Source organism: Streptomyces sp. NPDC002935 (genome assembly GCF_040611295.1).
Lineage (GTDB): Bacteria > Actinomycetota > Actinomycetes > Streptomycetales > Streptomycetaceae > Streptomyces.
Window position 1 is genome coordinate 55,819 of record NZ_JBEXNW010000040.1, and the last position, 18,162, is coordinate 73,980.

General features: G+C 69.1%; 29 protein-coding genes and 1 pseudogene. 2 read left to right on the forward strand and 28 right to left on the reverse strand.

Features of this window, described 5'->3' with window-relative positions; translation table 11 throughout:
* Window positions 1–170: 170 nt before the first annotated feature.
* The 26 genes from ABZX90_RS36895 to ABZX90_RS37020 all read right to left on the reverse strand — a co-directional run bounded on the left by ABZX90_RS36895 (window position 171) and on the right by ABZX90_RS37020 (window position 13,495).
* Window positions 171–464: an HNH endonuclease gene (locus tag ABZX90_RS36895; protein ID WP_355212445.1), complete on the reverse strand. Its 294-nt coding sequence runs from the start codon at window positions 462–464 to the stop codon at window positions 171–173.
* A 66-nt stretch (window positions 465–530) separates the two neighbouring features.
* Entirely contained in the window at window positions 531–791 is a 261-nt protein-coding gene (locus ABZX90_RS36900; protein WP_355212448.1) for a hypothetical protein, read from the reverse strand.
* Between the two features lie 191 nt (window positions 792–982).
* A complete protein-coding gene (locus ABZX90_RS36905; protein WP_355212451.1) occupies window positions 983–1,183 on the reverse strand; it encodes a hypothetical protein in 201 nt (66 codons plus the stop codon).
* A 182-nt stretch (window positions 1,184–1,365) separates the two neighbouring features.
* Window positions 1,366–3,441: an ATP-binding protein gene (locus ABZX90_RS36910; RefSeq protein WP_355212454.1), complete on the reverse strand. Its 2,076-nt coding sequence runs from the start codon at window positions 3,439–3,441 to the stop codon at window positions 1,366–1,368.
* An 86-nt stretch (window positions 3,442–3,527) separates the two neighbouring features.
* Window positions 3,528–3,707, reverse strand: coding sequence for a hypothetical protein (locus ABZX90_RS36915; protein WP_355212457.1), 180 nt, complete (start codon window positions 3,705–3,707; stop codon window positions 3,528–3,530).
* On the reverse strand, window positions 3,707–3,871 hold the full coding sequence (locus ABZX90_RS36920) for a hypothetical protein (protein ID WP_355212460.1): 165 nt from the start codon (window positions 3,869–3,871) through the stop codon (window positions 3,707–3,709). The genes ABZX90_RS36915 and ABZX90_RS36920 overlap by 1 nt, the downstream gene beginning before the upstream one ends.
* Window positions 3,868–4,185: a hypothetical protein gene (locus ABZX90_RS36925; RefSeq protein WP_355212463.1), complete on the reverse strand. Its 318-nt coding sequence runs from the start codon at window positions 4,183–4,185 to the stop codon at window positions 3,868–3,870. The genes ABZX90_RS36920 and ABZX90_RS36925 overlap by 4 nt, the downstream gene beginning before the upstream one ends.
* Window positions 4,182–4,346 carry a hypothetical protein gene (locus tag ABZX90_RS36930; protein WP_355212466.1) on the reverse strand — a complete coding sequence of 55 codons (165 nt, stop codon included), beginning with the start codon at window positions 4,344–4,346 and terminating at the stop codon, window positions 4,182–4,184. The genes ABZX90_RS36925 and ABZX90_RS36930 overlap by 4 nt, the downstream gene beginning before the upstream one ends.
* On the reverse strand, window positions 4,343–5,194 hold the full coding sequence (locus ABZX90_RS36935; protein ID WP_355212469.1) for a hypothetical protein: 852 nt from the start codon (window positions 5,192–5,194) through the stop codon (window positions 4,343–4,345). Before ABZX90_RS36935 ends, ABZX90_RS36930 begins: the two co-directional genes overlap by 4 nt.
* Window positions 5,191–5,556, reverse strand: a complete 366-nt coding sequence (locus ABZX90_RS36940; protein ID WP_355212472.1) for a hypothetical protein — start codon at window positions 5,554–5,556, stop codon at window positions 5,191–5,193. The genes ABZX90_RS36935 and ABZX90_RS36940 overlap by 4 nt, the downstream gene beginning before the upstream one ends.
* A complete protein-coding gene (locus tag ABZX90_RS36945) occupies window positions 5,553–5,891 on the reverse strand; it encodes a hypothetical protein (RefSeq protein ID WP_355212475.1) in 339 nt (112 codons plus the stop codon). The genes ABZX90_RS36940 and ABZX90_RS36945 overlap by 4 nt, the downstream gene beginning before the upstream one ends.
* Window positions 5,892–6,080: 189 nt before the next feature.
* Window positions 6,081–6,290 (reverse strand): hypothetical protein, encoded by a 210-nt coding sequence (locus tag ABZX90_RS36950; RefSeq protein WP_355212478.1) that lies wholly within the window; start codon window positions 6,288–6,290, stop codon window positions 6,081–6,083.
* A gap of 71 nt (window positions 6,291–6,361) precedes the next feature.
* A complete protein-coding gene (locus ABZX90_RS36955) occupies window positions 6,362–6,532 on the reverse strand; it encodes a hypothetical protein (protein WP_355212481.1) in 171 nt (56 codons plus the stop codon).
* Window positions 6,532–7,173, reverse strand: coding sequence for a hypothetical protein (locus ABZX90_RS36960; protein ID WP_355212484.1), 642 nt, complete (start codon window positions 7,171–7,173; stop codon window positions 6,532–6,534). The genes ABZX90_RS36955 and ABZX90_RS36960 overlap by 1 nt, the downstream gene beginning before the upstream one ends.
* The gene (locus ABZX90_RS36965) at window positions 7,170–7,370 is read right to left on the reverse strand and encodes a hypothetical protein (RefSeq protein ID WP_355212487.1); all 201 of its coding nucleotides are present in this window, start codon (window positions 7,368–7,370) and stop codon (window positions 7,170–7,172) included. Before ABZX90_RS36965 ends, ABZX90_RS36960 begins: the two co-directional genes overlap by 4 nt.
* 8 nt (window positions 7,371–7,378) lie before the next feature.
* A complete protein-coding gene (locus ABZX90_RS36970) occupies window positions 7,379–7,909 on the reverse strand; it encodes a single-stranded DNA-binding protein (RefSeq protein WP_355212489.1) in 531 nt (176 codons plus the stop codon).
* 106 nt (window positions 7,910–8,015) lie between these two features.
* Complete coding sequence (locus tag ABZX90_RS36975) at window positions 8,016–8,414, reverse strand: hypothetical protein (protein ID WP_355212492.1); 399 nt, start codon at window positions 8,412–8,414, stop codon at window positions 8,016–8,018.
* Entirely contained in the window at window positions 8,411–8,800 is a 390-nt protein-coding gene (locus ABZX90_RS36980) for a hypothetical protein (protein WP_355212495.1), read from the reverse strand. The genes ABZX90_RS36975 and ABZX90_RS36980 overlap by 4 nt, the downstream gene beginning before the upstream one ends.
* Window positions 8,801–8,842: 42 nt before the next feature.
* On the reverse strand, window positions 8,843–10,471 hold the full coding sequence (locus ABZX90_RS36985) for a YfjI family protein (protein ID WP_355212498.1): 1,629 nt from the start codon (window positions 10,469–10,471) through the stop codon (window positions 8,843–8,845).
* Window positions 10,468–11,328 (reverse strand): toprim domain-containing protein, encoded by an 861-nt coding sequence (locus tag ABZX90_RS36990; protein ID WP_355212501.1) that lies wholly within the window; start codon window positions 11,326–11,328, stop codon window positions 10,468–10,470. Before ABZX90_RS36990 ends, ABZX90_RS36985 begins: the two co-directional genes overlap by 4 nt.
* Before the next feature lie 84 nt (window positions 11,329–11,412).
* Window positions 11,413–11,610, reverse strand: a complete 198-nt coding sequence (locus tag ABZX90_RS36995) for a hypothetical protein (RefSeq protein WP_355212503.1) — start codon at window positions 11,608–11,610, stop codon at window positions 11,413–11,415.
* Window positions 11,607–12,266 (reverse strand): hypothetical protein, encoded by a 660-nt coding sequence (locus tag ABZX90_RS37000; RefSeq protein ID WP_355212505.1) that lies wholly within the window; start codon window positions 12,264–12,266, stop codon window positions 11,607–11,609. The genes ABZX90_RS36995 and ABZX90_RS37000 overlap by 4 nt, the downstream gene beginning before the upstream one ends.
* Entirely contained in the window at window positions 12,263–12,457 is a 195-nt protein-coding gene (locus tag ABZX90_RS37005) for a hypothetical protein (protein WP_355212508.1), read from the reverse strand. Before ABZX90_RS37005 ends, ABZX90_RS37000 begins: the two co-directional genes overlap by 4 nt.
* On the reverse strand, window positions 12,454–12,651 hold the full coding sequence (locus tag ABZX90_RS37010; RefSeq protein WP_355212511.1) for a hypothetical protein: 198 nt from the start codon (window positions 12,649–12,651) through the stop codon (window positions 12,454–12,456). Before ABZX90_RS37010 ends, ABZX90_RS37005 begins: the two co-directional genes overlap by 4 nt.
* On the reverse strand, window positions 12,648–13,082 hold the full coding sequence (locus tag ABZX90_RS37015; protein ID WP_355212514.1) for a hypothetical protein: 435 nt from the start codon (window positions 13,080–13,082) through the stop codon (window positions 12,648–12,650). The genes ABZX90_RS37010 and ABZX90_RS37015 overlap by 4 nt, the downstream gene beginning before the upstream one ends.
* Before the next feature lie 152 nt (window positions 13,083–13,234).
* Window positions 13,235–13,495: a helix-turn-helix transcriptional regulator gene (locus ABZX90_RS37020; protein WP_355212517.1), complete on the reverse strand. Its 261-nt coding sequence runs from the start codon at window positions 13,493–13,495 to the stop codon at window positions 13,235–13,237.
* Window positions 13,496–14,009: 514 nt separating this feature from the next.
* Here ABZX90_RS37020 and ABZX90_RS37025 point away from each other — a divergent pair.
* Complete coding sequence (locus ABZX90_RS37025; RefSeq protein WP_355212520.1) at window positions 14,010–14,618, forward strand: hypothetical protein; 609 nt, start codon at window positions 14,010–14,012, stop codon at window positions 14,616–14,618.
* Here the strand turns inward: ABZX90_RS37025 and ABZX90_RS37030 are convergent.
* Window positions 14,598–16,121: a recombinase family protein gene (locus ABZX90_RS37030; RefSeq protein WP_355212523.1), complete on the reverse strand. Its 1,524-nt coding sequence runs from the start codon at window positions 16,119–16,121 to the stop codon at window positions 14,598–14,600. The genes ABZX90_RS37025 and ABZX90_RS37030 overlap by 21 nt on opposite strands.
* Window positions 16,122–16,163: 42 nt before the next feature.
* On the opposite strand from ABZX90_RS37030, the pseudogene ABZX90_RS37035 reads away from it, so the two are divergent.
* Window positions 16,164–16,559 (forward strand): annotated as a pseudogene (locus ABZX90_RS37035) (ATPase, T2SS/T4P/T4SS family); the annotation flags it as partial.
* A 756-nt stretch (window positions 16,560–17,315) separates the two neighbouring features.
* Here ABZX90_RS37035 and ABZX90_RS37040 read toward each other — a convergent pair.
* Window positions 17,316–18,161 (reverse strand): helix-turn-helix transcriptional regulator, encoded by an 846-nt coding sequence (locus ABZX90_RS37040; protein WP_355212526.1) that lies wholly within the window; start codon window positions 18,159–18,161, stop codon window positions 17,316–17,318.
* Between the last annotated feature and the right edge of the window lies 1 nt (window position 18,162).

Consider the following 18,162-nt stretch of genomic DNA (forward strand, 5'->3'; position numbering starts at 1 on the left):
CATCTGTGCGTCATTGGCCCGGAGGGAGAAAAATAAAAGCTGGGCGCGGGGTTGCGATATGTCCGATTTCTAAAAAATCTTGGAAGATCTCAGATCATTTTGGATTTGATCAATCCGATTCGATGAGATCGAGTCCCTTTGACCTGCGGTTTCATTCGGAGCTGCCTGCCTCACGGCCCTGCGAACCAGTCGACCGAGGTGACCAGCTGCACCACGTCAGCCAGTGGCCGGCTGCCCTTCTCGCTGTTGCACTTGCGGAGGCAGACGGGGCAGCCCTTCACGCCGTGGATGGGCGCGAGGTTGTCCGGGTCGCGCTTGGCTCCACCCTTGCTCGCGGGGTGGATGTGGTCGACGGCGTCTGATGCGCCGTGGCCGCAGACGATGCAGACGTCGGATGCGGCGAGGATGCGGGCGCGCATCTGCCGGTAGGCGTAGCTGGTGAGCTCGGTGCGGTCGGTGGCCACGTCCACCCCCTGGCATGCCGAGGCCCGGCCTGCGTGGTGCGGGCCGGGCCGGGCGGTGGTGGTTGTTCAGCGGCGACGGAACAGGCAGATCACGGCGGCGCGTTCGCCGCCGAGGGTCTTGCTCTCTGCTGCCGCCATGTTGGCGAGCGTCCAGCCTTCGGCCTCGACGGCTTCGATCTGCTCGCCGACTCCAGTCATCGGCGCGGTGGTCATGCTGGTCTTGTTCGCCTCGATGAACTTGTACACGAGGACGCTGCGCCCCTCGGTGTACGCCTTGCGTGCTTCGTCTGTAGCGCCCTTGGCCTTGGCGTTGTTGATGAACCCCATGGTCCCCCCTTGGAGTGTGGTGATGAGGGGCCCAGTGTGGCGCCGGAAGGGTTGTCCAACGAGCGCTGCGACAGGGTTGTGACACGACGAAGCCCCAGCCGGGGGGATTGGCTGGGGCTTCACCGTGCGTCTGCGGTGCCGTCTGAGGGCACAGTTGTACACCCGGATCGTGACACGCGCCTGACCTGCGGTCAAGCGGCCTCGCGCGTCTGGCGTTTGGCCTGGAGGGCGCTCACGTCGTGGACGGCGTACCAGGGCTGTCGGGGGCTGCCGCCGGACCGGGTGAGCTGGCCGCGCCGGACGAGTTGGCGGACGCCGTCGAGGGTGATGCCGAGCTGCCTGGCGGTCTGGTGGGCGGTGAGGTGGCCGGGTCGGACGATGAGCGACTCCATGCCTCCATGATGCGGCAGGGAGGGAGGGTGTTGCGGGCGAAGAGAGGCCGTTTGAGAGGGACGGGCTGTCCTTCTCAAACGGCCTCCCTGCCTCCCTGATCCACCCGTTTCCGCTGGTGATCGCGGGATTGGGTGGTCAGGGAGGCGGTGAGGGAGAACTCCCTCCGCCCTCGCGGCTCCCTCTATGCCGCGGCGCGGCTGGCGATGGCGTCGATGACCTTCTGACGGTCGACGACCATGACGCCGTCGCTCTTGTGCGGGGCGGCGTCGAAGCCCTCCAGGAACTCCTTGAGGTCCCCGTGCTTCCACTCGCGGTAGTACGCCTCGTTGCGGAGGCGGAGCCCGTGGAGGACGTCCTGCGTGCGCATGCGGGGCGTGGTGCCGAGGGCGGCGAGGATGTCGGCGAGCGGGTCGACGTCCTGGACGACCTCCAGGTGGTGGACGGTGGCGACGCCGTTGCGCAGCTGCTTGGCACGCTCGGCGACTTCGGCGGCCGGGTCGGTGTCGATGAAGTGGGTGCGAACGGTGATGGAGGCCTCGCCGGCGGGGATGGTGATGCCGTCCGAGGCGACGACGACGGTGCCCTTGTCGAGGCCCTGGCGCAGCAGGTGAGGGGCGGCGCCGCCGTCGACGGCCTTGTCGCCGAGCGCCATCTTGGCCTGGGACTCGGTGCCGACGACGAGGGAGGCGCGGGTGTGGGCGCCCTCGCGGACCAGCTTGGGCAGGTTCTCGTCGGTGGGGTCCTGGGTGCCCTGCCACAGGGTGACGTTCACGGCGCGGCCCTGGTTGTGGAGGCGGCGGCAGGCCATGAAGTACCTGCTGGTGGCCTTCTTGCCGCCGTAGGGCAGCTTGTTGTCGTCCTTGAGCGGGTTCATGAACGCGACCTGCGCCTCGTCGACGATGACGACGAGCGGGTCGTGCCGGGTACCCGCCGGGGCCATGAGGCGCCGTTCCATCTCCTTGACGGCGGCCTCGACCATCTCGGTGACGGCGCAGGCGTGTTCGTCGGTCGGGCCCTCGATCAGCACGGCGGCGAGGCCGTTGAACATCCGCCAGTCGCCGATGCCCTTGAGGTCCCCGATCCAGAACTCGACCGTGGTGTCGAAGGCGAGCCAGAGGGCGAGGGCGCGCAGCGAGGCGGTCTTGCCCTGGTTGGACAGGCCGGTGATGAGGAGCATGCGCTGGTAGAGGCTGAGGGCGACGGCGTCGCCGCGCAGGGACTGGCCCCAGGGGGCTCGTCCGGTCTTGTAGTCGGCGCGGACGTCGGGGTCGATGACCAGCGGGGACGGGCCGATGGGCTCGTCGAGGGCGCCGGAGTCGGCGATCCACAGGCGGACGGTACGGGCGGCTTCGGGGATGGTGATGAACACCTCGTGCTCGTGCCGGTCGAGGTTCTCGGCGAGCTTGCGTCGCCGGCCCTGGATCTCTTCGGTGGAGACGCCGGTGGGCAGGGTGACGTCCAGCTCGACGCCGCAGCCTGCGATGGCGATGGGGGAGAGCATGGCGGCGCCGACGTCGCCCATGGCCTCGATGGACTTGCGGAGGGCGGCGATGCCGAGGTCTCGGAAGGCGGTGACGACGACGGAGGGGGTGATGGGGCCGCCTGCGTCGCGCTGCTGCGGCGGGAGGGCCCACTGGGGGGCGGTGTGGCGCTGCTGGCCGACGGCCCAGACTGCGGCGAGGCCGATCCAGGGGGCGAGGGCGAGGGCGGGGCCCCAGACGATGCCGACGATGAAGGACACCCAGCGGACCAGGTCGACGACGGCCTCGGCGGGCGCGAGGACCTGGCGGGCGTCGTGTTCGGCCCAGGCGAGCATCAGGCCGAGGATGAGCAGCAGGCCGGCCCCGGCCCCGGCGGCGGAGGCGAGGGCCTTGGGGGCGCTGAGCATGGCGGTGATGAGTTCCATGCGCCGCTTGTGACGGGCCTTGCGGAAGGCGTAGCCGCGGGCCTCCCACTCCTTCACCTCGTCGATGAGGCCGGCGGCTTCGGCGGCGCGGATCATCCGCTCGTACCGGGACGCCGTCCTGCCTTCCCAGGCGCGGCGGGCGACGACGCGCGTCCCGCCGAGGACGTAGGAGCCGTGCCGGACGGCGAGGCGTCCTGTGGTGCGGACGCGGTCGTCGACGAGGGCGGCGCGGGCGATGCGGAGGTAACGGGCTCGGCGACGCTCAGGACGCGTCGAGGACGTGGGCGCGTCCTTGGCGTCCGGGGCGTCCTGGGTGGCGCCTCGTAGCGTCTTGATCAGGGTGTCGGTCATGCTGGGCTCTCCGGTCGTTCTGTAGGGCGGTCCGGGGCCCGGGGACGGCGACTGCTTGGCGGTAGGACGCCGTCCCCGGGGTGCAGCTACTTCTTCTTGTTGCGGCTGTCCTCGCGCTTCTGGGCGTCCTCGCGGATCCGCTCGACGCGGTTCTCCAGCCGCTTGACGGGCTTGCCGCGGGCCTGGCGGTGCTGGATGCGGACGCCGAGCGCCACCACCTTCAGCAGCTCGCCGACGCTGTGCGGGTCTTTACTGGTGGCGGCCATCAGCGGTCCCCCTGCTTGCGCTGGTGGTCGCGGCCGGCCGCCTCGGCGGCACCCTTGCTGAGCAAGCCGTACACGTAGGCGCCGCAACTGCAGCGGGAGTTGTACGTGTAGCGGCCGTTCCCGCGGTGCTCGGGCTCGACGCTGATCTGGTGCTTCATGGTCATCGTCCCTTCTGGAAGTCGCGCCACATCGAGCGCAGGATCAGCAGGCATCCGGTGGCGCAGCACGCTCCGATGGCGATCGCGATCGAGGCCAGGGCGAAGGCGAGCGAGCAGACGCACGCCACCCCGCCGATGACCAGCCACTTCTTGGCGTCGAACTGCGAGGCGGGTACGGCCTGGTGCTGGCAGGCCGGCGCCTGCTGCTGGGAGTTCGCCAGCTTGGCCAGCTCCACGGCGGCGAGGGCGACCTGTACGGCGGCTGTGTTCACTGCGGCCTCGGATGCGGCTGCCTCCGCCTTGGCGAGAGCGTCGCTCACGTGGCCCACCTCCGCAGGGTGCGGGCGAGGCGCGGCCAGGCGAGGACGCCGACCAGGACGGCGAGGACGACCGGGTGCAGGACAGCCGTGGCGACCAGGCCGAGGAGCGGCGGGAAGGCGGCGAGGAGGCCGAGGAGGGCTCCGAAGATGAGGCGCATCATGCGAGCACTCCTTGTCGCTCGGGGAGGGCGTCCGGGTGGAAGAGGTTGCGTCCTCGGGCGTCCTTGGAGTGGACGACGAGGCGTCCCACGTGCACCCAGTTGCGGACGGTGGAGGGGTCGATGTCGAACCACTTGGCGACCTGAGCGGACGTCATGAGGGGCGGCTCGGGCGGCGGTCCGTCCTCGGCGTCCTCGGTGTCCTGGCCCGTCCCGGGCGGGAGTTCGGGCGTCCTGTCGGCGTCCGACTGCTCGTCTCGTTCGAGGGTGACGATGGGCGGCTCGATGGGCTCGGGCGTGTCAACAATTGTTGTCACGGGGACGCCCGGGACGGGCTCGGACACGGACGCGTCCTCGGTGTCCTGTGCGTCCTGGTGGGCGTCCGGCGGGCTGGCCGCGAGGTGCAGCAGGTGTCCGACGACGGCGGGCGGGACGAGGCTGGTGACCGCGATCAGTAGCGGCTGGTCGGCGATGACGTGCCCGGTGGTGATGAGGTGGCTGACCACCTGGGCTGCCATGGCGAGGCCGAGGGCGAGGCAGGCGCCGATGATGGCGGACCAGCGTCCGCGGTCTCCGGGGCGGCGGGTGGAGGCGACGGCGGCCGCGATGCCCGCGTAGGCGGACAGGACGACCGGCATGCCGTAGGTGAAGGGGTCGTTCCATCCGGCGGTCTCGGCGAGGTGGTACTCGCCGGGCGCGCACATGAGGAGGGCGACGCCGAGGACGACGGGCCGTCCGCCGGCGGTGAGGCCGCGGACCCAGAACGGGGCGGCCGGGCGGCTGCCGGTGTGCGGGGCGGTCCGCTTGAACGGGCGGGCCAGCCGGGCGACGGCGCGGCGGGTGCGGCTCACTGGCCACCCCCGAGCGCGTCGAGTTCGTCGGCGAGGTCGCGGAGCCGGTCGGCGTGCATGTCGAGTTCGGCGGCGAGGTCGTACAGTCCGGCCGGGTCGAATCCGTCGGCGCTCTCGTAGGAGAGGACGACGTATCCGCGGATGTCGCGGGTGCTGCGCTCGGCGCAGGGAGCCTGTGCGATGACGGCGAAGCCGATGGTCCGGCCGCGGTGGCGGAGGTCGACCTGCGGGGCGTAGTGCGTGATATCCGCCCGATACGTGTCGGGCCGGTGGTCGGCGTGGCCGCGGCACCAGCCCGGCTCCGGGAGGATGACGTCCCCGTGGTCGCGGGTGGCGAGGGTGACGGTGCGGGACTCGGTCACTGGTTCTCCCCTGCGGGGAGCGCGACGGCCTCGGCCCAGGTCTTGCCCTCACTGAGGGCGGCGTCCGCCTGGTCGACGGTCACGTAGCCGGTGACGGGCCGGTTGGCGAGGCGCTCGCGCAGATAGCGGGCGTCCCAGGCGGGACCCATGGCGGGCCCGAGCTCGGCGTCCCCGAGCGCGCTGCGCAGCGCGAGGCGGGCGTACATGACGCGGTCGTTGAGGAGCCGGTCGTGGGCGTCCTGGCCGCCGATGGTGGCGGGGTGCGGGATGTCGATGGCTTCGAGGACGGCGGCGAGCAGGTCGCGGACGGGCTCGGGGATTTCGATGTTGGTCATCGGGAGCCGCCCGTCTGGCGGGCTCGGCGAAGGGCCTCGTCCATGTCCGGGTCGCTGTCGCCCGGACGTGTGGGCATGGAAAGATCGGCCATAGCCGGATCTCCTCCTGGTCTTGTCAGGAAGCGGGCTTCGGTCAGGCCCTTGGCTGGGACGGCAATCCCGGCCTTGGGCCGTCTTCAGTTGTGGGTGCTACTCGGTCTTCTTCTGGTAGGCGCGGATGGCCTGGTTGACGCTCGGGGTTTTGACGCCGAGCTCTCGGGCTACGGCGGTCTGGCTGCCGAGCTCTTCAACTCCGGCGAGCAGGGCCTGGGCTCGTTCGTCGGTGGCTTCTCGGTAGGCCTGTTGTGCGGCCTCTTGCTTGCGGACGGCCTCGTCGTGCCGTGCTCTCCACGTAGTCACGTCCCTCCTAGTACCGGAGGTGACTGCCTGACCACAAATATAAGCAGGGGTGCTTATCTGGGTCAAGGTGTTCACGCCGAGCCGCCCGACTTCTTCGCCCGCTGGAACGCCTCATGGATGAGGCGCTGCGCCTCCGCCAAGTGCCGGGCGCAGATCTTCAGTTCGGCCGACGGGTCGACCGCCTCGCCCGTGCACTGGTTGCCGCGACCGGTCAGCACACGGCACGTCACGTAGGACGCCATCAGGACGCCTCCATCTCCTCGGCCTCGCGCGGCTGCAGCTGGTACAGCGTCATGAAGTCCCGCTCCTCGTAGGTGTAGCTACACCACGAGCAGACGAGGACCTTGTCGCCGTTGCGGTACCGGATCGGCGCCCCGCACACCACGCCCGACGCGTCGACAGCGACGCACTGGCCGAGGAGCCGGCCGCGGTCCGGCTTCGCGCCGACGATGGAGAGCGCGTTGCCCTCCAAGTCGCGGACCTCGCGGGCCAGATCGCCGGCGCCCGGGTAGCTGACCGCGATCCACTCCAGCTGCATGCCGATCCAACGGCAGGCGTGCATGACCCGGTAGTCAAGGCCGCCCGTGATGGCGGGCTTACTCCAGCCGCGCACGGAGTGGATGTCCGAGCGCCAGGACTCCAGCACCAGGGCGATGCCGCCGTGGCGGAGGTCGAGGACGGTGTCGTTCAGGGGGAGCCGGGACCCGGCCGGGCCGGAGCTGATGCGCTCTCCGGCCGACCGAGCTCCGGGTGCCAGGTACAGGCCGAGCTCGACGAACAGCTTCGGCAGCCGCTCGAGCCGCTCCGCCAGGGCGAGGGCGTCACCCGGGCAGAGGTAGCCGTGCTCGAGGTCGCGCTCGCAGGCGCCACAGCTGGCGGTCACACGCGGCTCCGGTTCTGCAGCCGGTACAGGCGGAAGCTGCTGAAGAACATGTCGCCGGACGCCTGCTTGCGGGCGACCCGTGAGGCGGCCGCGCTGCGGCGGGCGGCCTGCGCGTCCCACCGCATGTGCAGCAGGTTCATCAGCTGCGCGCCGAGGGCCGCGCCGACGATGGTCATCTGGATCTCGTTGGGGGTCACGTCGACTCCTAGAACGGGGGCTCGTCGGAGTAGCCCGCGGGCTGCGAGGCGGGCTGCTGCTGGGCGGGCGGGGTGGCTTGCCACCCGCCGCCCTGCGCCTGGCCGTTGGCGGGCTGCGCCCCGGCCCACGGGTCGTCTGTCGGATTTCCGCCAGTCGCCGGACGCCCGCCGCCGGACGGGTTCTTGGTGACCTTGGCGGTAGCGCGGGCGAGGGTCGGGCCGACCTCGTCGACGTCGATTTCGTAGACGGTCCGCTTCACCTGCTCCTTGTCCTCGTAGGACCGCTGCTTGAGGCGGCCCTGGACGATGACGCGGGCGCCGCGGGTGAGGGACTCGGCGACGTTCTCGGCGGCCTGCCGCCACACGGAGCAGGTGAGGAACAGGGCGTCGCCGTCCTCCCACTCGTTGGTCGTCTTGTTGAACCGGCGCGGGGTGGACGCGATCCGGAACTTGGCGACGGCGGCCCCGGCCGGGGTGAAGCGCAGCTCGGGGTCGTCGACCAGGTTCCCGACGATGGTGATCACGGTCTCGCCAGACATGGCGGGCTCCTTCTCGGTGGGCGCTTCCCGCAGATCTGCGGGAAGCGAGGGATGCTGGGTGGGTGGCCGGGCCCGATATCCGCGGGCCCGGCCGGTGTCGTGCGGGTCAGGCGGTGATCAATGCCGCCGCGCGGGCAGCCTCGATGTCCGCCAGCTCTGCGGCGAGCCGGTAGACGTTGCCGGCGTGCTTGTTGCCGGTGGCCATCGGGAGGCGCTTGATGGCGGACAACGCGCCCCAGGTGTCGAACATCCCGGGACTGCGGGTGCACCCGCGGTAGGTGCCGCGGTCCAGCTGGCCGAGCGCGAGGCGCGTTTCTTCATGACGCTTGATCTCTGCGCGGACAGAGCTGTCGGGGTGTTCGTTCAGGTAGCTGCGCTGCCCGTCGATGACGGTGGTGAGCATCTCGCGCATGCCCGGGTAGGCGGCGTTCCACAGAGCCGCGATACGTTCGGCGCTCGCCTCGTCGATGAGAGGGTTCGAGCGGATCGCTTCGATGGTGGTCACTGGTTCTCCTCCAGTAGTTCGGTGGTGACGGTGCCGCCGATGGACACCCACAGGACTTGGGCCTGTGCGCTGGTGAAGTCGCGGCGGCGGGCCTGGTCTTCGAGCTCGGCGTAGGTCAGGCCGAGCCGGGCGAGTGAGGTACGGACCGCGTCGTGGAACTCCTCGGTGGTGACCTCGATGACGACGTCGTCGTCCACCGGCCCCTCCTGTGCGGGCTGGGAAGCTTCCCGGTGCCGGGAGGCTTCGAGGTTGCGCAGCTTCTGTGCGTGGCGGTGGGCGAGGCCGCGCTGCCGGGCGGCGGCGAGGGCTGCACGCCGGCGCTTGGCGGCTTCGGCTCGTGCGCGGGCGGCGGCGATCTTCTCGGCCACGACGTCATCGACGTTCATGTGGAGCCGCCTCGGGGGATGCCTGGGTTTCTGTCATTTCTGTCAGGCACTCCTTAGGTGTGTATCAGAGACTTCTTCTTCTTCTTTTCGCCATGACATGTCCCAAATGAGCGGGTGCGGCAGGAACTTGGGAGACGGCTTACGACCTCGCCCCTCCCGAACCTCCTCGGGCATCGGCATTGCCCACCCGCGGTCGATGAGCACGCGGATCGCGTCCTGCACGGACTCGGAGGTCACCCCGTCCGGGCCCCAGGCGTTCCCGTCGACGCCTCGCTGCGCGTCCCGCACGCTGAACGGCAGACGGATCTGGTCGGCCTTGCGGCGGCGCAACCACTCCAGGACGTCCCGGGCCGGAGTGAGCTGCCCTTCCCGGTTCGCGCCCATGAGGTCCAGGCAGAGCCGGGCGTGCCGGATGAAGTACGGCGCCAGGTCGGCTGCGGCCCGGAACTGCTCGGCAGTGACCTCCTTGGCATCGACATCCTCGTAGAGGGCGAGCAGGCCGGCGACTCGGGCAACCTTCCCGGGCAGCTTGCTCGCCCAGGACGCCATCTGGTGGAGGTCGCCGCCGCGGCGGAGGCGCTCCTGCAGGCTTTCCTGGAAGACGTACATGTCTTCGCTGGCCTGGGCGGTGAAGGTGATAACGCGGACCAGGGCGCTTTTCCACAGGGTGTTCACGAGGTTGTGGAGACGGCCTTCCAGGTCCTCGATCAGCTTGTCGGGGATGGCGACCGAGCCGCGCGGGTCCTGGTAGCCGAGCCGGGAGGCCGGAAAGCTGTACAGGAAGCGCTGCACGAACCCGTTGTGCAGCATCTCGTCGTCCTTCTTACGGCCGAGCTGCTCCAGGATCACGGGCTGGATGAGCAGGCCCACGGCAAGGTGGGCACTCTCCATCTCGATGGAGTCCCGGCCGATGCGGTCCACGGGCATGGCCTTGCCGTCGTAAGCGTCGAGAGCGAACCCGGTGTCCGAGGCCCCGCTGTTGTACAGGCCGCCCATCTGCTTGAGGAGCGTGCCCTCGGAGTGGATGACGGCCATCCGGCCGCCCTGCTGCGACGCCTTCTGTGGCATGGCGGCCGGGGTGATGTCGCCGAACAGGAGGCGGGGCGGTGCGGGGACAGGTCCGAGTTCCGCCAGCTGGCGTCGAGCCAGCTTCGCCTCGTCCATCCTCAGCTTGAAAGCGTCCGGCTTCGCCTTGATCGCGGCCTTCTCCGCGTCTTCCAGACGGGCTTGTGCCACCTTCAGCGTCTGCTCGGCTTCCTCGATCTCTGGCAGTGCTTCCTCGCGGAGCTTGCGTTCGATGTGCCGGAGCGCGTCACTGAACGGGCCTTCGGCAGCGCTCTTACGCTCGCCCGCACCGGCCACCGTTGCGGTCCAGAGGGATGACGCTTCGGACCAGCCGGGGCGAATACGGATCTGTGCGCGCCCGCCCACGGCCGTCGAGATTGCCGCGAGGGAGATCATGGCCGGGATGTCCGGAGCGACCTGCACCTGCTCGGTGACGGCGTTCACGACGGCCGCGAGGCTGGTCCCCAGGAGTTGGGTGGGGAACGGGGTGAGCGTGGGGCGGTCGATGGAGACGGGCTCATCCCATCCCCCTGGGAAGTGCCTGACAGAATTGACGGAATCCCCGTCGGCAGACACGTCCTCCGCCCAGTTCGGTGCCGCCGTCAAGACGTCACCGCCGGGTCCATGGGGTCCGGGAACGGGGCCCAGACCTGCAGAAACTCGCTGTCGGTGTGCCCGGCCGCGAAGTGGTCAGCAGCATCCTTGCCAGCCCTGGCCTGCACGACATAGACCGTGCGGGCCACACCCTGCAGCGTGCTCACCACCTGCTCGGCGTGGGCGCGTCCGGGCTCGTCGCGGTCGGCGACGATGGTGACGTCCACGCCTTCCAGATGCCGGGCGTGTTCGGCCGTCCACTTCCCGGCGCCGCCCGCGTTGCAGGTGGCTACCAGGCCGTGGTCGACGAGCGCATGGGCGTCCTTCTCGCCCTCGCAGATGAAGACGACCCGGTCCGCTTCCTTCGCGGCAAGGAGTTCTGGCAGCCGGTACGGGACGAGCCGGACCAGTCGGTTGCCGTCCGAGTCGTTCAGCGACCAGCGCCGGCCGGACTTGGTGCTCGGTTCGGGGCGCCACTGGGCGAAGCACTTCGCATCGCAGCGGGTGACGCCGTGGATGATGGCGCCGTTCTCGTCGCGGTACACGTACTGGGCGATGCGCTTGTGGCCGCGATCCCGGCATGGGATCCAGAGGTCGTCGGCGGGCCTGTCCCGGGTTCGCTCCAGCGGCTCGTCGAACAGGTCGGCCTCGGTCCAGCCGATCGCGTCGAGGAAGGCGCGGTTGTCGTTGCATTTGTGGCAGTGGATGACGACGCCGCCGTTGTTGCCGCGCCTGATCGCGACGGTGCCGGGGGCGTCACCGTCGTGGCAGATGCCTCGGGTGCGGAGGGCGCCACCCTGGTAGCGCGCGGGCTCGCCCATCTCGCGGAGGAGATCCGCGAGCCTGTTGAAGGCGATGGTGTCGGTCACGAACGTGCTCTCTTCTACGAGCTGGATCAGATAGTTCGTGTGGCGGGCGGGCGCCGGAGGGGGAGGTCGGCGCCCGCCCGCGGGTTAGGCCGCTCGGCGCTTCGCGTCGGCGACGTCGTCGGCGATCGCGAGGACGTGAGCGCACCAGATGCGGGCCTTGGCCTGGGCGGAGGATCCGCTGGGCTGCTGCTCCAGGTCGTGCCGGATGGAGTCGAGGACCATCACGTGCAGGGCCTTCTCCGCCGCGCGCTTCACGTACAGGCGCTCCGGGTCCTCGCTCACGACCGGTCTCCGTCCAGGAGGTTCCCGAGGGGTCCGCGCCGGATCTGCTCTCGGACGACTTCGGCGGACGGAAGCGGGCCGTCGGCGAGGATGGCGTCCGTCATGGACTCACCGGTCTCGTGCGCGGTGCCGTCCTCGGCGAGGCGCACGACCTGGATCTGATCGGCGATGCCTGACTCGACGGCGGCTCGTCGGAACGCCGGCGTGATGTTCGCCATCAGCTCTTTGCCCCAGGGGCCGTCGAGGGCGAGCATCAGCGCCATCTGCCAGTTGCAGACAGGGACTTGGTGACTGCCTCCGTCGGCGCGGTGCTGGGTGTACTCGTCGACGCGGGGGAGGACGGGCGGCTCTTCGGCGGCCTCGGCGATTTCCTCGTCGTACAGCTGGTGCCACTGCTCGGGCGTCGCGCCGGTGATCTCCAGGACTTCGTGGACGAAGAACCAGTCACCGTCTCCGTCACTCGGGTCGATCAGGGCGGGTCGCAGTTCGCCGAGGCCCATGAATGAGGTGCGGTGGCCGACTGCAGGGACGTGCCGGCCGTGCCGCTCGGCGAGGTTGCAGACTGCCAGGATGGTGCGGGCCTGGTAGCGGGCAACCTTTTTGGCCGCCCGGTCGCGCCGGGCAACGGCGCGAAGCGTCTTCGGGTCCATGCTCATGCCGTCGCCTCCGTGCGGAAGATGGGCCAACCGGGCCCGGGCTGGGGTTCGGCCTTGCCCTGCAGGGCGGCCGGGGTGTGGAGCGGGCAGCGGGGTCCGCCGATGTACGGGCGGACGCCGCCGGCTTCCTTGCAGTGGCGCTGCTCGGCGCCGATCCAGTGGCCGCAGTCGGGGCGCGTCGTCTCCTTCACGCCGCCTCCCGCGCCGCGGGCTGGTGGAAGGCGGTGCGGATCACGGCTCGCTGGTAGTCGGTGAGCGGCGGGGCCTGGTCGACGATGGCGTCAATGCGCGCCCAGTAGGCGGCATTGCGGACCGGGTCCTCGAACCGGACGGGCCGGGCCGGGCGGCCGAGGGTGTCCTCGGCCGCTGCGGTCTCGGCGCTCACGCCTGCGCCTGGAGGTGCTTGAGCAGGTGGGCCACGAAGTTGACGCGCTCGATGGGGTCCTGGCCCGCGGGGACGATGATCAGCGTGCTGCCGTCTTCGCCCGTCATCCGCCAGCACATGAGGCGGTCGCGGAGAAAGGGGTCGAGGGTGGTGGTGTCCCACTCCTCGATCGTCAGGTGGTGCTCGGCGACGATCGCGCGGAGCGTGGCGGCGGCCTCGTACTCGTCGGCGAGTCGCTCGATCTGGTCGAGCTGGGCGTGGGCTGCGTTGACCATGTCGCGGAGCCGGGCCGGGGAGGTTTCGCGGATGTCGCCGAGGTTGGACTCGGTGGCGGCGACGAGGGTGGGGCGCCCGTCATCGAGGTCGACCAGCACCTCGGCGGAAAGGGTGACGCTGATGCTCTGCTCGGCCGGGGTCGACGCAGTCGGCATAGAACTGGCAAGATGCTGCATGAGCACGTTCCGTTCTCTTGCTTAGCGGTGGAGATGGATTTGCTCTTCGAGGAGGCCGGGTACCAGCCGGCCTCTTCGCTTTTCCGGCGAACTCCCCCAGGTACCAGCTGGGAGAGGTGCCATTCGAGGTGTCACGCGAGCGCCGTTTCCGGCGGCCCGGGCTCCGTCCTCTTTCGAAGGTCTTCGATGAGCTGCCCGTAGAGGAGAGCGGCTTCACCGCGGGGCTTTCGCGTTCCCCGCTCCCACCGCCAGACGGTCGACTGGTCGACTCCGCAAGCGTGGGCAATCTCGCTGATGGAAAGGGCTGCGGCTTCGCGTAGGCGCCGCGCTTCTCCATTACTGAGAGCAGCGCGAACATCGGCGAGGCGCAACAGCTGTGCTGTTTGAGCCATGGCAGAAACCTAGCCGACACCTTGCCGTTAGGCAACCCCTGTAACTAGGTTCTCACTATGCCGATGTGGCTAGGACTTACTAGGCGTGGTTGCAACCATGGGGTACGACGGGGTTGCCTCGGCGTGCCTCGGGGTTACTCGGGATTGCTCGGGGTCCGAGTGGCGGGCGACGCTATGCCGTGTGAGGCGCATGCCGCCCTGCCAGGGGAAACCAGGGCAGAGGTGGTGCGTTGTGGGTGTGGCATCTGGGGTAGCCGGAGCGTGCGGGGCGCCTTGCCGGTGCTAGGTACCTGACGAACCGTCATGCAACCCTAGGGAACCCAAGGGCACTGACGGGTACGACTGGGTACCAGCCGGGTCTAGCGGGTACTAGCAGGAATTTGCGGATACTTGCGCGCGAGCTCGGCTATGCATCGCAGTGATCGACTAACGAGACAGGCCAACCTGTGTACTTCCTAGGCATTGAGGGGGGTCCCCTCTTGCCGATTGCTTGCCGATCGTGCATCTTGGGAACGTGATTGATGAATCCCCCCTCCCCGCCGACTGGCGCGTCCTGGCCATCCCCACAGACTGGGACTTCGACAGCGAGCTGCGCATCCGCCACGTCACGATCGACTACGTGACGTACCCGGATGACTTCTTCATGGTCATTCAGACGTCAGAGATGATGGCGACGTCGGAGCCGACGGCCATCTTCGTCAATTTCAAGGCGTCAACGGCTGACGGTGTCAGGCTTGTCAAGGTCCACGGGATGGGTGAGTGGGTGCCCTACCTCGGTGAGATCGTTCAGCACTTTCCGCCACTCGCTTGGACCGAGCGAGCCAAGGCCGAGATCGTGAAGTTCCTGCAGCTCCCCGGGATGCGGGAGCAACTCGCCACGGCAGCGGTCCCCCGCCCCGAGGGCGAAAGGTCTGCAGACCAGACCGCTGAAGTCGGTGTTCAGCGACGCAGAAAGATCACGCCCGAGCACCTCGAAGAGGTCGCCAAGATCTACAACCATGCCCAGTCCGAAGACGAGCCGCCGACCCGGGCCGTACAGAATCACTTCGGGGTATCCCACTCGACAGCGGCGAAGTGGGTCGGGTCCGCGCGACGCATCGGACTACTGCCGCCCGTCGAGTGACGGGCTGCCCTCTCCCCTCGACTTCCGCTTCCACTCGAACACCACGGCGTCATAGTCGAAGTACCCGCCGTCCGGCATCCGCCCGGACCGCGGCTTGACCAGCGTGACGACGAGCGCCGCCCGCAGCACGTTCCGCTTCTGCTCCAGCAGCAACGCCTTCCAAACCTTCCGTACATCCGGCGCGCCGACCAGGCCGACGAGCGGGTCCACCATCGCCGCGCGCGCCAACTGGTGCGTCACGCCGTCGAGCTGCGCACGGGCCGTCTCCATACCCTCGGTGAACGGCGACAGTTCCAACTGCCCCGCACCGAACAGGCCCGCCAGGTCGGTCATCCGCCGGCGGATCCGCTCGCTCTCCGCCTGCAGCCCGGCGACGTCCACATCGTCCGGACCGGGCAGCAGCAGATCCTCCGCGTCGTCCCGTGACAGTCGCTCGACGATCGTGTCCTCGACGTACTGGTCGACGAGCTCGGCCCGCCGCCCGCCCCCGTGGCCGGTCGCGCACTTGTAGCTCGGGTACTGCCGGCCGCCGGACTGCGTCACCGTCAGACCCCGCCCGCACCCGTCGCGGCCGCACAGGTACAACAGCGACCCCAGCCACTTCGGTTGGGCGCCTGGCGTCGTCCGACGTGAGGGATCCGACAGGATCGCCACGACCGCCCTGAACTTCGCCTCGTCGACGACCGGCTCCCACTGCCCGCGCCCGACCTCCTCGCCCCTGTACACGGCGATACCGGCATTCCTGGGGCGTAGCAGCATGTCCCGCATCTCGACGTGCCCGATCGGATTCCCGCGGGTGGTCGTCACACCCTTGTCGGTGCACCACTTCACGCACGACCGGATCGACCCCCCCGACAGGATCATGTCCGTCCACACCCGCAAGGCCTCGGCCTCCTCGGGCACGACCTTGCTCGTGTCGAGGACGGGCTCGTCGTTCTCCTCGCCGGTCTTCCGGGCGACCCGCTTCTGTGTCTCACCGGTGGGCACGCCCCACCCGAACGGGCGGATGCCGCCCGCCCACTCGCCGGCCATGGCCTTCTGCTGGCGCGCGCGGGCAACACGCGCCCCCTTGTGTTCCGACTCGTGCCGGGCGACGGCGCCGAGGATGCGCGCCGTCATCCGCCCGGACGGCGTGGACAGGTCGATCGGTCCGGCCTGGCAGGTGTGGGTGTTCACGCCGCGGCGCTCGGACAGATCGATGTACTCCTCCAGCTCAGTGGGGGAGCGGTGGAGCCTGTCGGTATGCCAGGCGACGACGACGGTGGCCGTGCCGTGGTCGAGGTCGGCGAGCATCTGCCGGTACCCGGGGCGCTTCTTGCCGCTGTACGCAGACAGGTCGTTGTCGATGTAGGTCTCGACGACATCCCAGCCATTCCGTTCGGCGAGAGCGTGGCAGTCCTCGCGCTGCCGGTCGACACCGAGGTGCGCGCCGGTGCGGTCCTGGCTGATGCGCAGGTAGACGACCGCGCGCGTCCGGCTGACCGTCGTTGGAGTGGGCTTCATCCTCTGAGTGTGGCTCAGCAGTGGTGTCACTGTCTCGGGTTCGGGAAGACGACCTTGCTGAGCGCGCTGCTGGGGCTGGTGGGTCCCGGGGAGCGGATCGTGCTCGCCGAGGACTCGGCGGAGCTGCGGCCCGACCATCCGCATGTGGTCCGTCTGGAGGGCCGGCCGGCCAACCAGGAGGGCGTAGGCCTCGTCACGCTCCAGGATCTCGTCCGGCAGGCCCTGCGGATGAGACCGGACCGGCTGGTGGTCGGCGAGGTGCGCGGTCCCGAGGTGGTCTCGCTGCTGGCCGCTCTGAACACGGGCCATGAGGGCGGCTCGGGCACGGTCCATGCGAACGCGGCGGCGCAGGTCCCGGCCCGGCTGGAGGCATTAGGCACCGCGGCGGGGCTCGACCGGGCCGCCCTGCACAGCCAGTTGGCGGCAGCGTTGTCGATCAACCCATCAAACACATCTGTTATACCCGGAGCAGCGAAAAGCCCCGACCACGCGTCACGGGCGCATGGCCGGGGCCGGTTCCGATCCGCTGAAGTGTCGGCGTCAGCGAACCGGGGTCTGATGCCGCTTGTCGTCTGGGTGGCCGTAGATCATGTGCTCATACATCGAGAGCACGACGTTTCGGGCCATGGGCGCGCTGCCTACTGTCAGGGCTGCGGTCAGAGCGGTGCGCAGGTTGCGGCAGACGGGGCAGTGGTCTGAATCGACTGGCCCTGTCCTGGGTGTGAGCAGGTCAACGAACATCGCCACCCCCGCAGAGGGCGCACGGGCGCTGGCACTCGGGAAGCTGGGCAGCGCGCGGGAAGTAGATCACTCCAGAGGCTGCGTCCAGGGCTCCGCCGTGCTCGGTCCACCAGCCCTCGGGAGAGTCCGCGTACGGGCCATCTGTGAGGCTGACAAGTTCCGGGTCCGGTAAGGCGCTCAGGCGCGTCATCAGGGGCACTCGGCATGCTCGTACCGGTCAGCGCTGGGGGAGGCAGATGCGCGCTCGATGGTCACTCGCCGGCAGGTCTCCAGAGTCTTGAACGGTCTGTGGCACCTCCGGCACTTCTCACCCGGCGGGGCGTACGTCGTGTATTCGCTCTGTCGTGCGTCCGTCTGGCTGCCCATGTCCGCCGTCCCCTCGCTGTCCGATGGGATCCACGCTAGGAACGGGACAGCGACAGCCTCAATGAACTTGCACGGACTTGCACGGAGTCACCCGAGAGAGTCAATGGCAGAGGTGATCAGCGAGCGGGCAGGGGCTCCGTAGACCGCAAGCTCAGCCAAGTCAGCGAAGGTGTGCGCGTACATGCTGACCTCATGGGGCTGAGTGACCGTCAGGAAGGCGGAGACCAGCTCCACGTTGACCAGCGCGTCATCAAAGATCCAGAAGTCTTCCACGGGCCACAGCGCAGTGCGGTCAGCGCTCAGAGGGATCACACCCAGGCTGACGTTCGGCAGGGTCGCCAGGGACAGCAGATGGCCAAGCTGCCCAGCCATCGTGTCTGCCTCTCCGATCCTGTGCCGTAGCGCGCTCTCTTCAAGCAGCACAGCGAACCTGCGACCGCCTTCGTGCAAGACGCGCTGCTTATCGACGCGTACCTGTACTGCCTCTTCCAGGTCGTCAGGCAGCGCACGCCGGTCCCGAATGGCCTTGAGCAACGCTTCGATGTACGCGCGCGTCTGAAGGGGCCCGGGGATCAGCCAGGACGAGTACGCCCGGAAGTGCCGCGTGCGCTCCCACAGGGGAATGACGGACTCCTGGGCACGGCGCAAGCCTGAGCGTTCCATGCGGCGCCACTCGACATAGGCACCGTCGATGTTCCGTGCTGTGGCGATCAGGTCGTCTGTCTGGTCCGTAGCCCCGCAGTGCAGCGTGTACGTGCGCAGATCATCGTCTGAGGGTGCCGTGCGCCCGTTCTCTATGCGGCTGCACTTGCTCTCATGCCAGTCAGCCCGAGAAGCCAGCTCACGCGCGGTCAGGCCCGAATCTCTCCGGATCTCACGCAGGCGCTTGCCTAGAGCCTCTCGGGCTTGCTGGACGCTGGACGATGCAGTCACT

What these genes read in the sequence shown, in the direction of transcription:
- ABZX90_RS36900 (WP_355212448.1), bottom strand. Translation starts at nt 791, where the DNA reads ATGGGGTTCATCAACAACGCCAAGGCCAAGGGCGCTACAGACGAAGCA.
- ABZX90_RS36905 (WP_355212451.1), bottom strand. Translation starts at nt 1,183, where the DNA reads ATGGAGTCGCTCATCGTCCGACCCGGCCACCTCACCGCCCACCAGACC.
- ABZX90_RS36910 (WP_355212454.1), bottom strand. Translation starts at nt 3,441, where the DNA reads ATGACCGACACCCTGATCAAGACGCTACGAGGCGCCACCCAGGACGCC.
- ABZX90_RS36915 (WP_355212457.1), bottom strand. Translation starts at nt 3,707, where the DNA reads ATGGCCGCCACCAGTAAAGACCCGCACAGCGTCGGCGAGCTGCTGAAG.
- ABZX90_RS36920 (WP_355212460.1), bottom strand. Translation starts at nt 3,871, where the DNA reads ATGACCATGAAGCACCAGATCAGCGTCGAGCCCGAGCACCGCGGGAAC.
- ABZX90_RS36930 (WP_355212466.1), bottom strand. Translation starts at nt 4,346, where the DNA reads ATGATGCGCCTCATCTTCGGAGCCCTCCTCGGCCTCCTCGCCGCCTTC.
- ABZX90_RS36945 (WP_355212475.1), bottom strand. Translation starts at nt 5,891, where the DNA reads ATGACCAACATCGAAATCCCCGAGCCCGTCCGCGACCTGCTCGCCGCC.
- ABZX90_RS36955 (WP_355212481.1), bottom strand. Translation starts at nt 6,532, where the DNA reads ATGGCGTCCTACGTGACGTGCCGTGTGCTGACCGGTCGCGGCAACCAG.
- ABZX90_RS36970 (WP_355212489.1), bottom strand. Translation starts at nt 7,909, where the DNA reads ATGTCTGGCGAGACCGTGATCACCATCGTCGGGAACCTGGTCGACGAC.
- ABZX90_RS36980 (WP_355212495.1), bottom strand. Translation starts at nt 8,800, where the DNA reads ATGAACGTCGATGACGTCGTGGCCGAGAAGATCGCCGCCGCCCGCGCA.
- ABZX90_RS37000 (WP_355212505.1), bottom strand. Translation starts at nt 12,266, where the DNA reads ATGAGCATGGACCCGAAGACGCTTCGCGCCGTTGCCCGGCGCGACCGG.
- ABZX90_RS37015 (WP_355212514.1), bottom strand. Translation starts at nt 13,082, where the DNA reads ATGCCGACTGCGTCGACCCCGGCCGAGCAGAGCATCAGCGTCACCCTT.
- ABZX90_RS37020 (WP_355212517.1), bottom strand. Translation starts at nt 13,495, where the DNA reads ATGGCTCAAACAGCACAGCTGTTGCGCCTCGCCGATGTTCGCGCTGCT.
- ABZX90_RS37030 (WP_355212523.1), bottom strand. Translation starts at nt 16,121, where the DNA reads ATGAAGCCCACTCCAACGACGGTCAGCCGGACGCGCGCGGTCGTCTAC.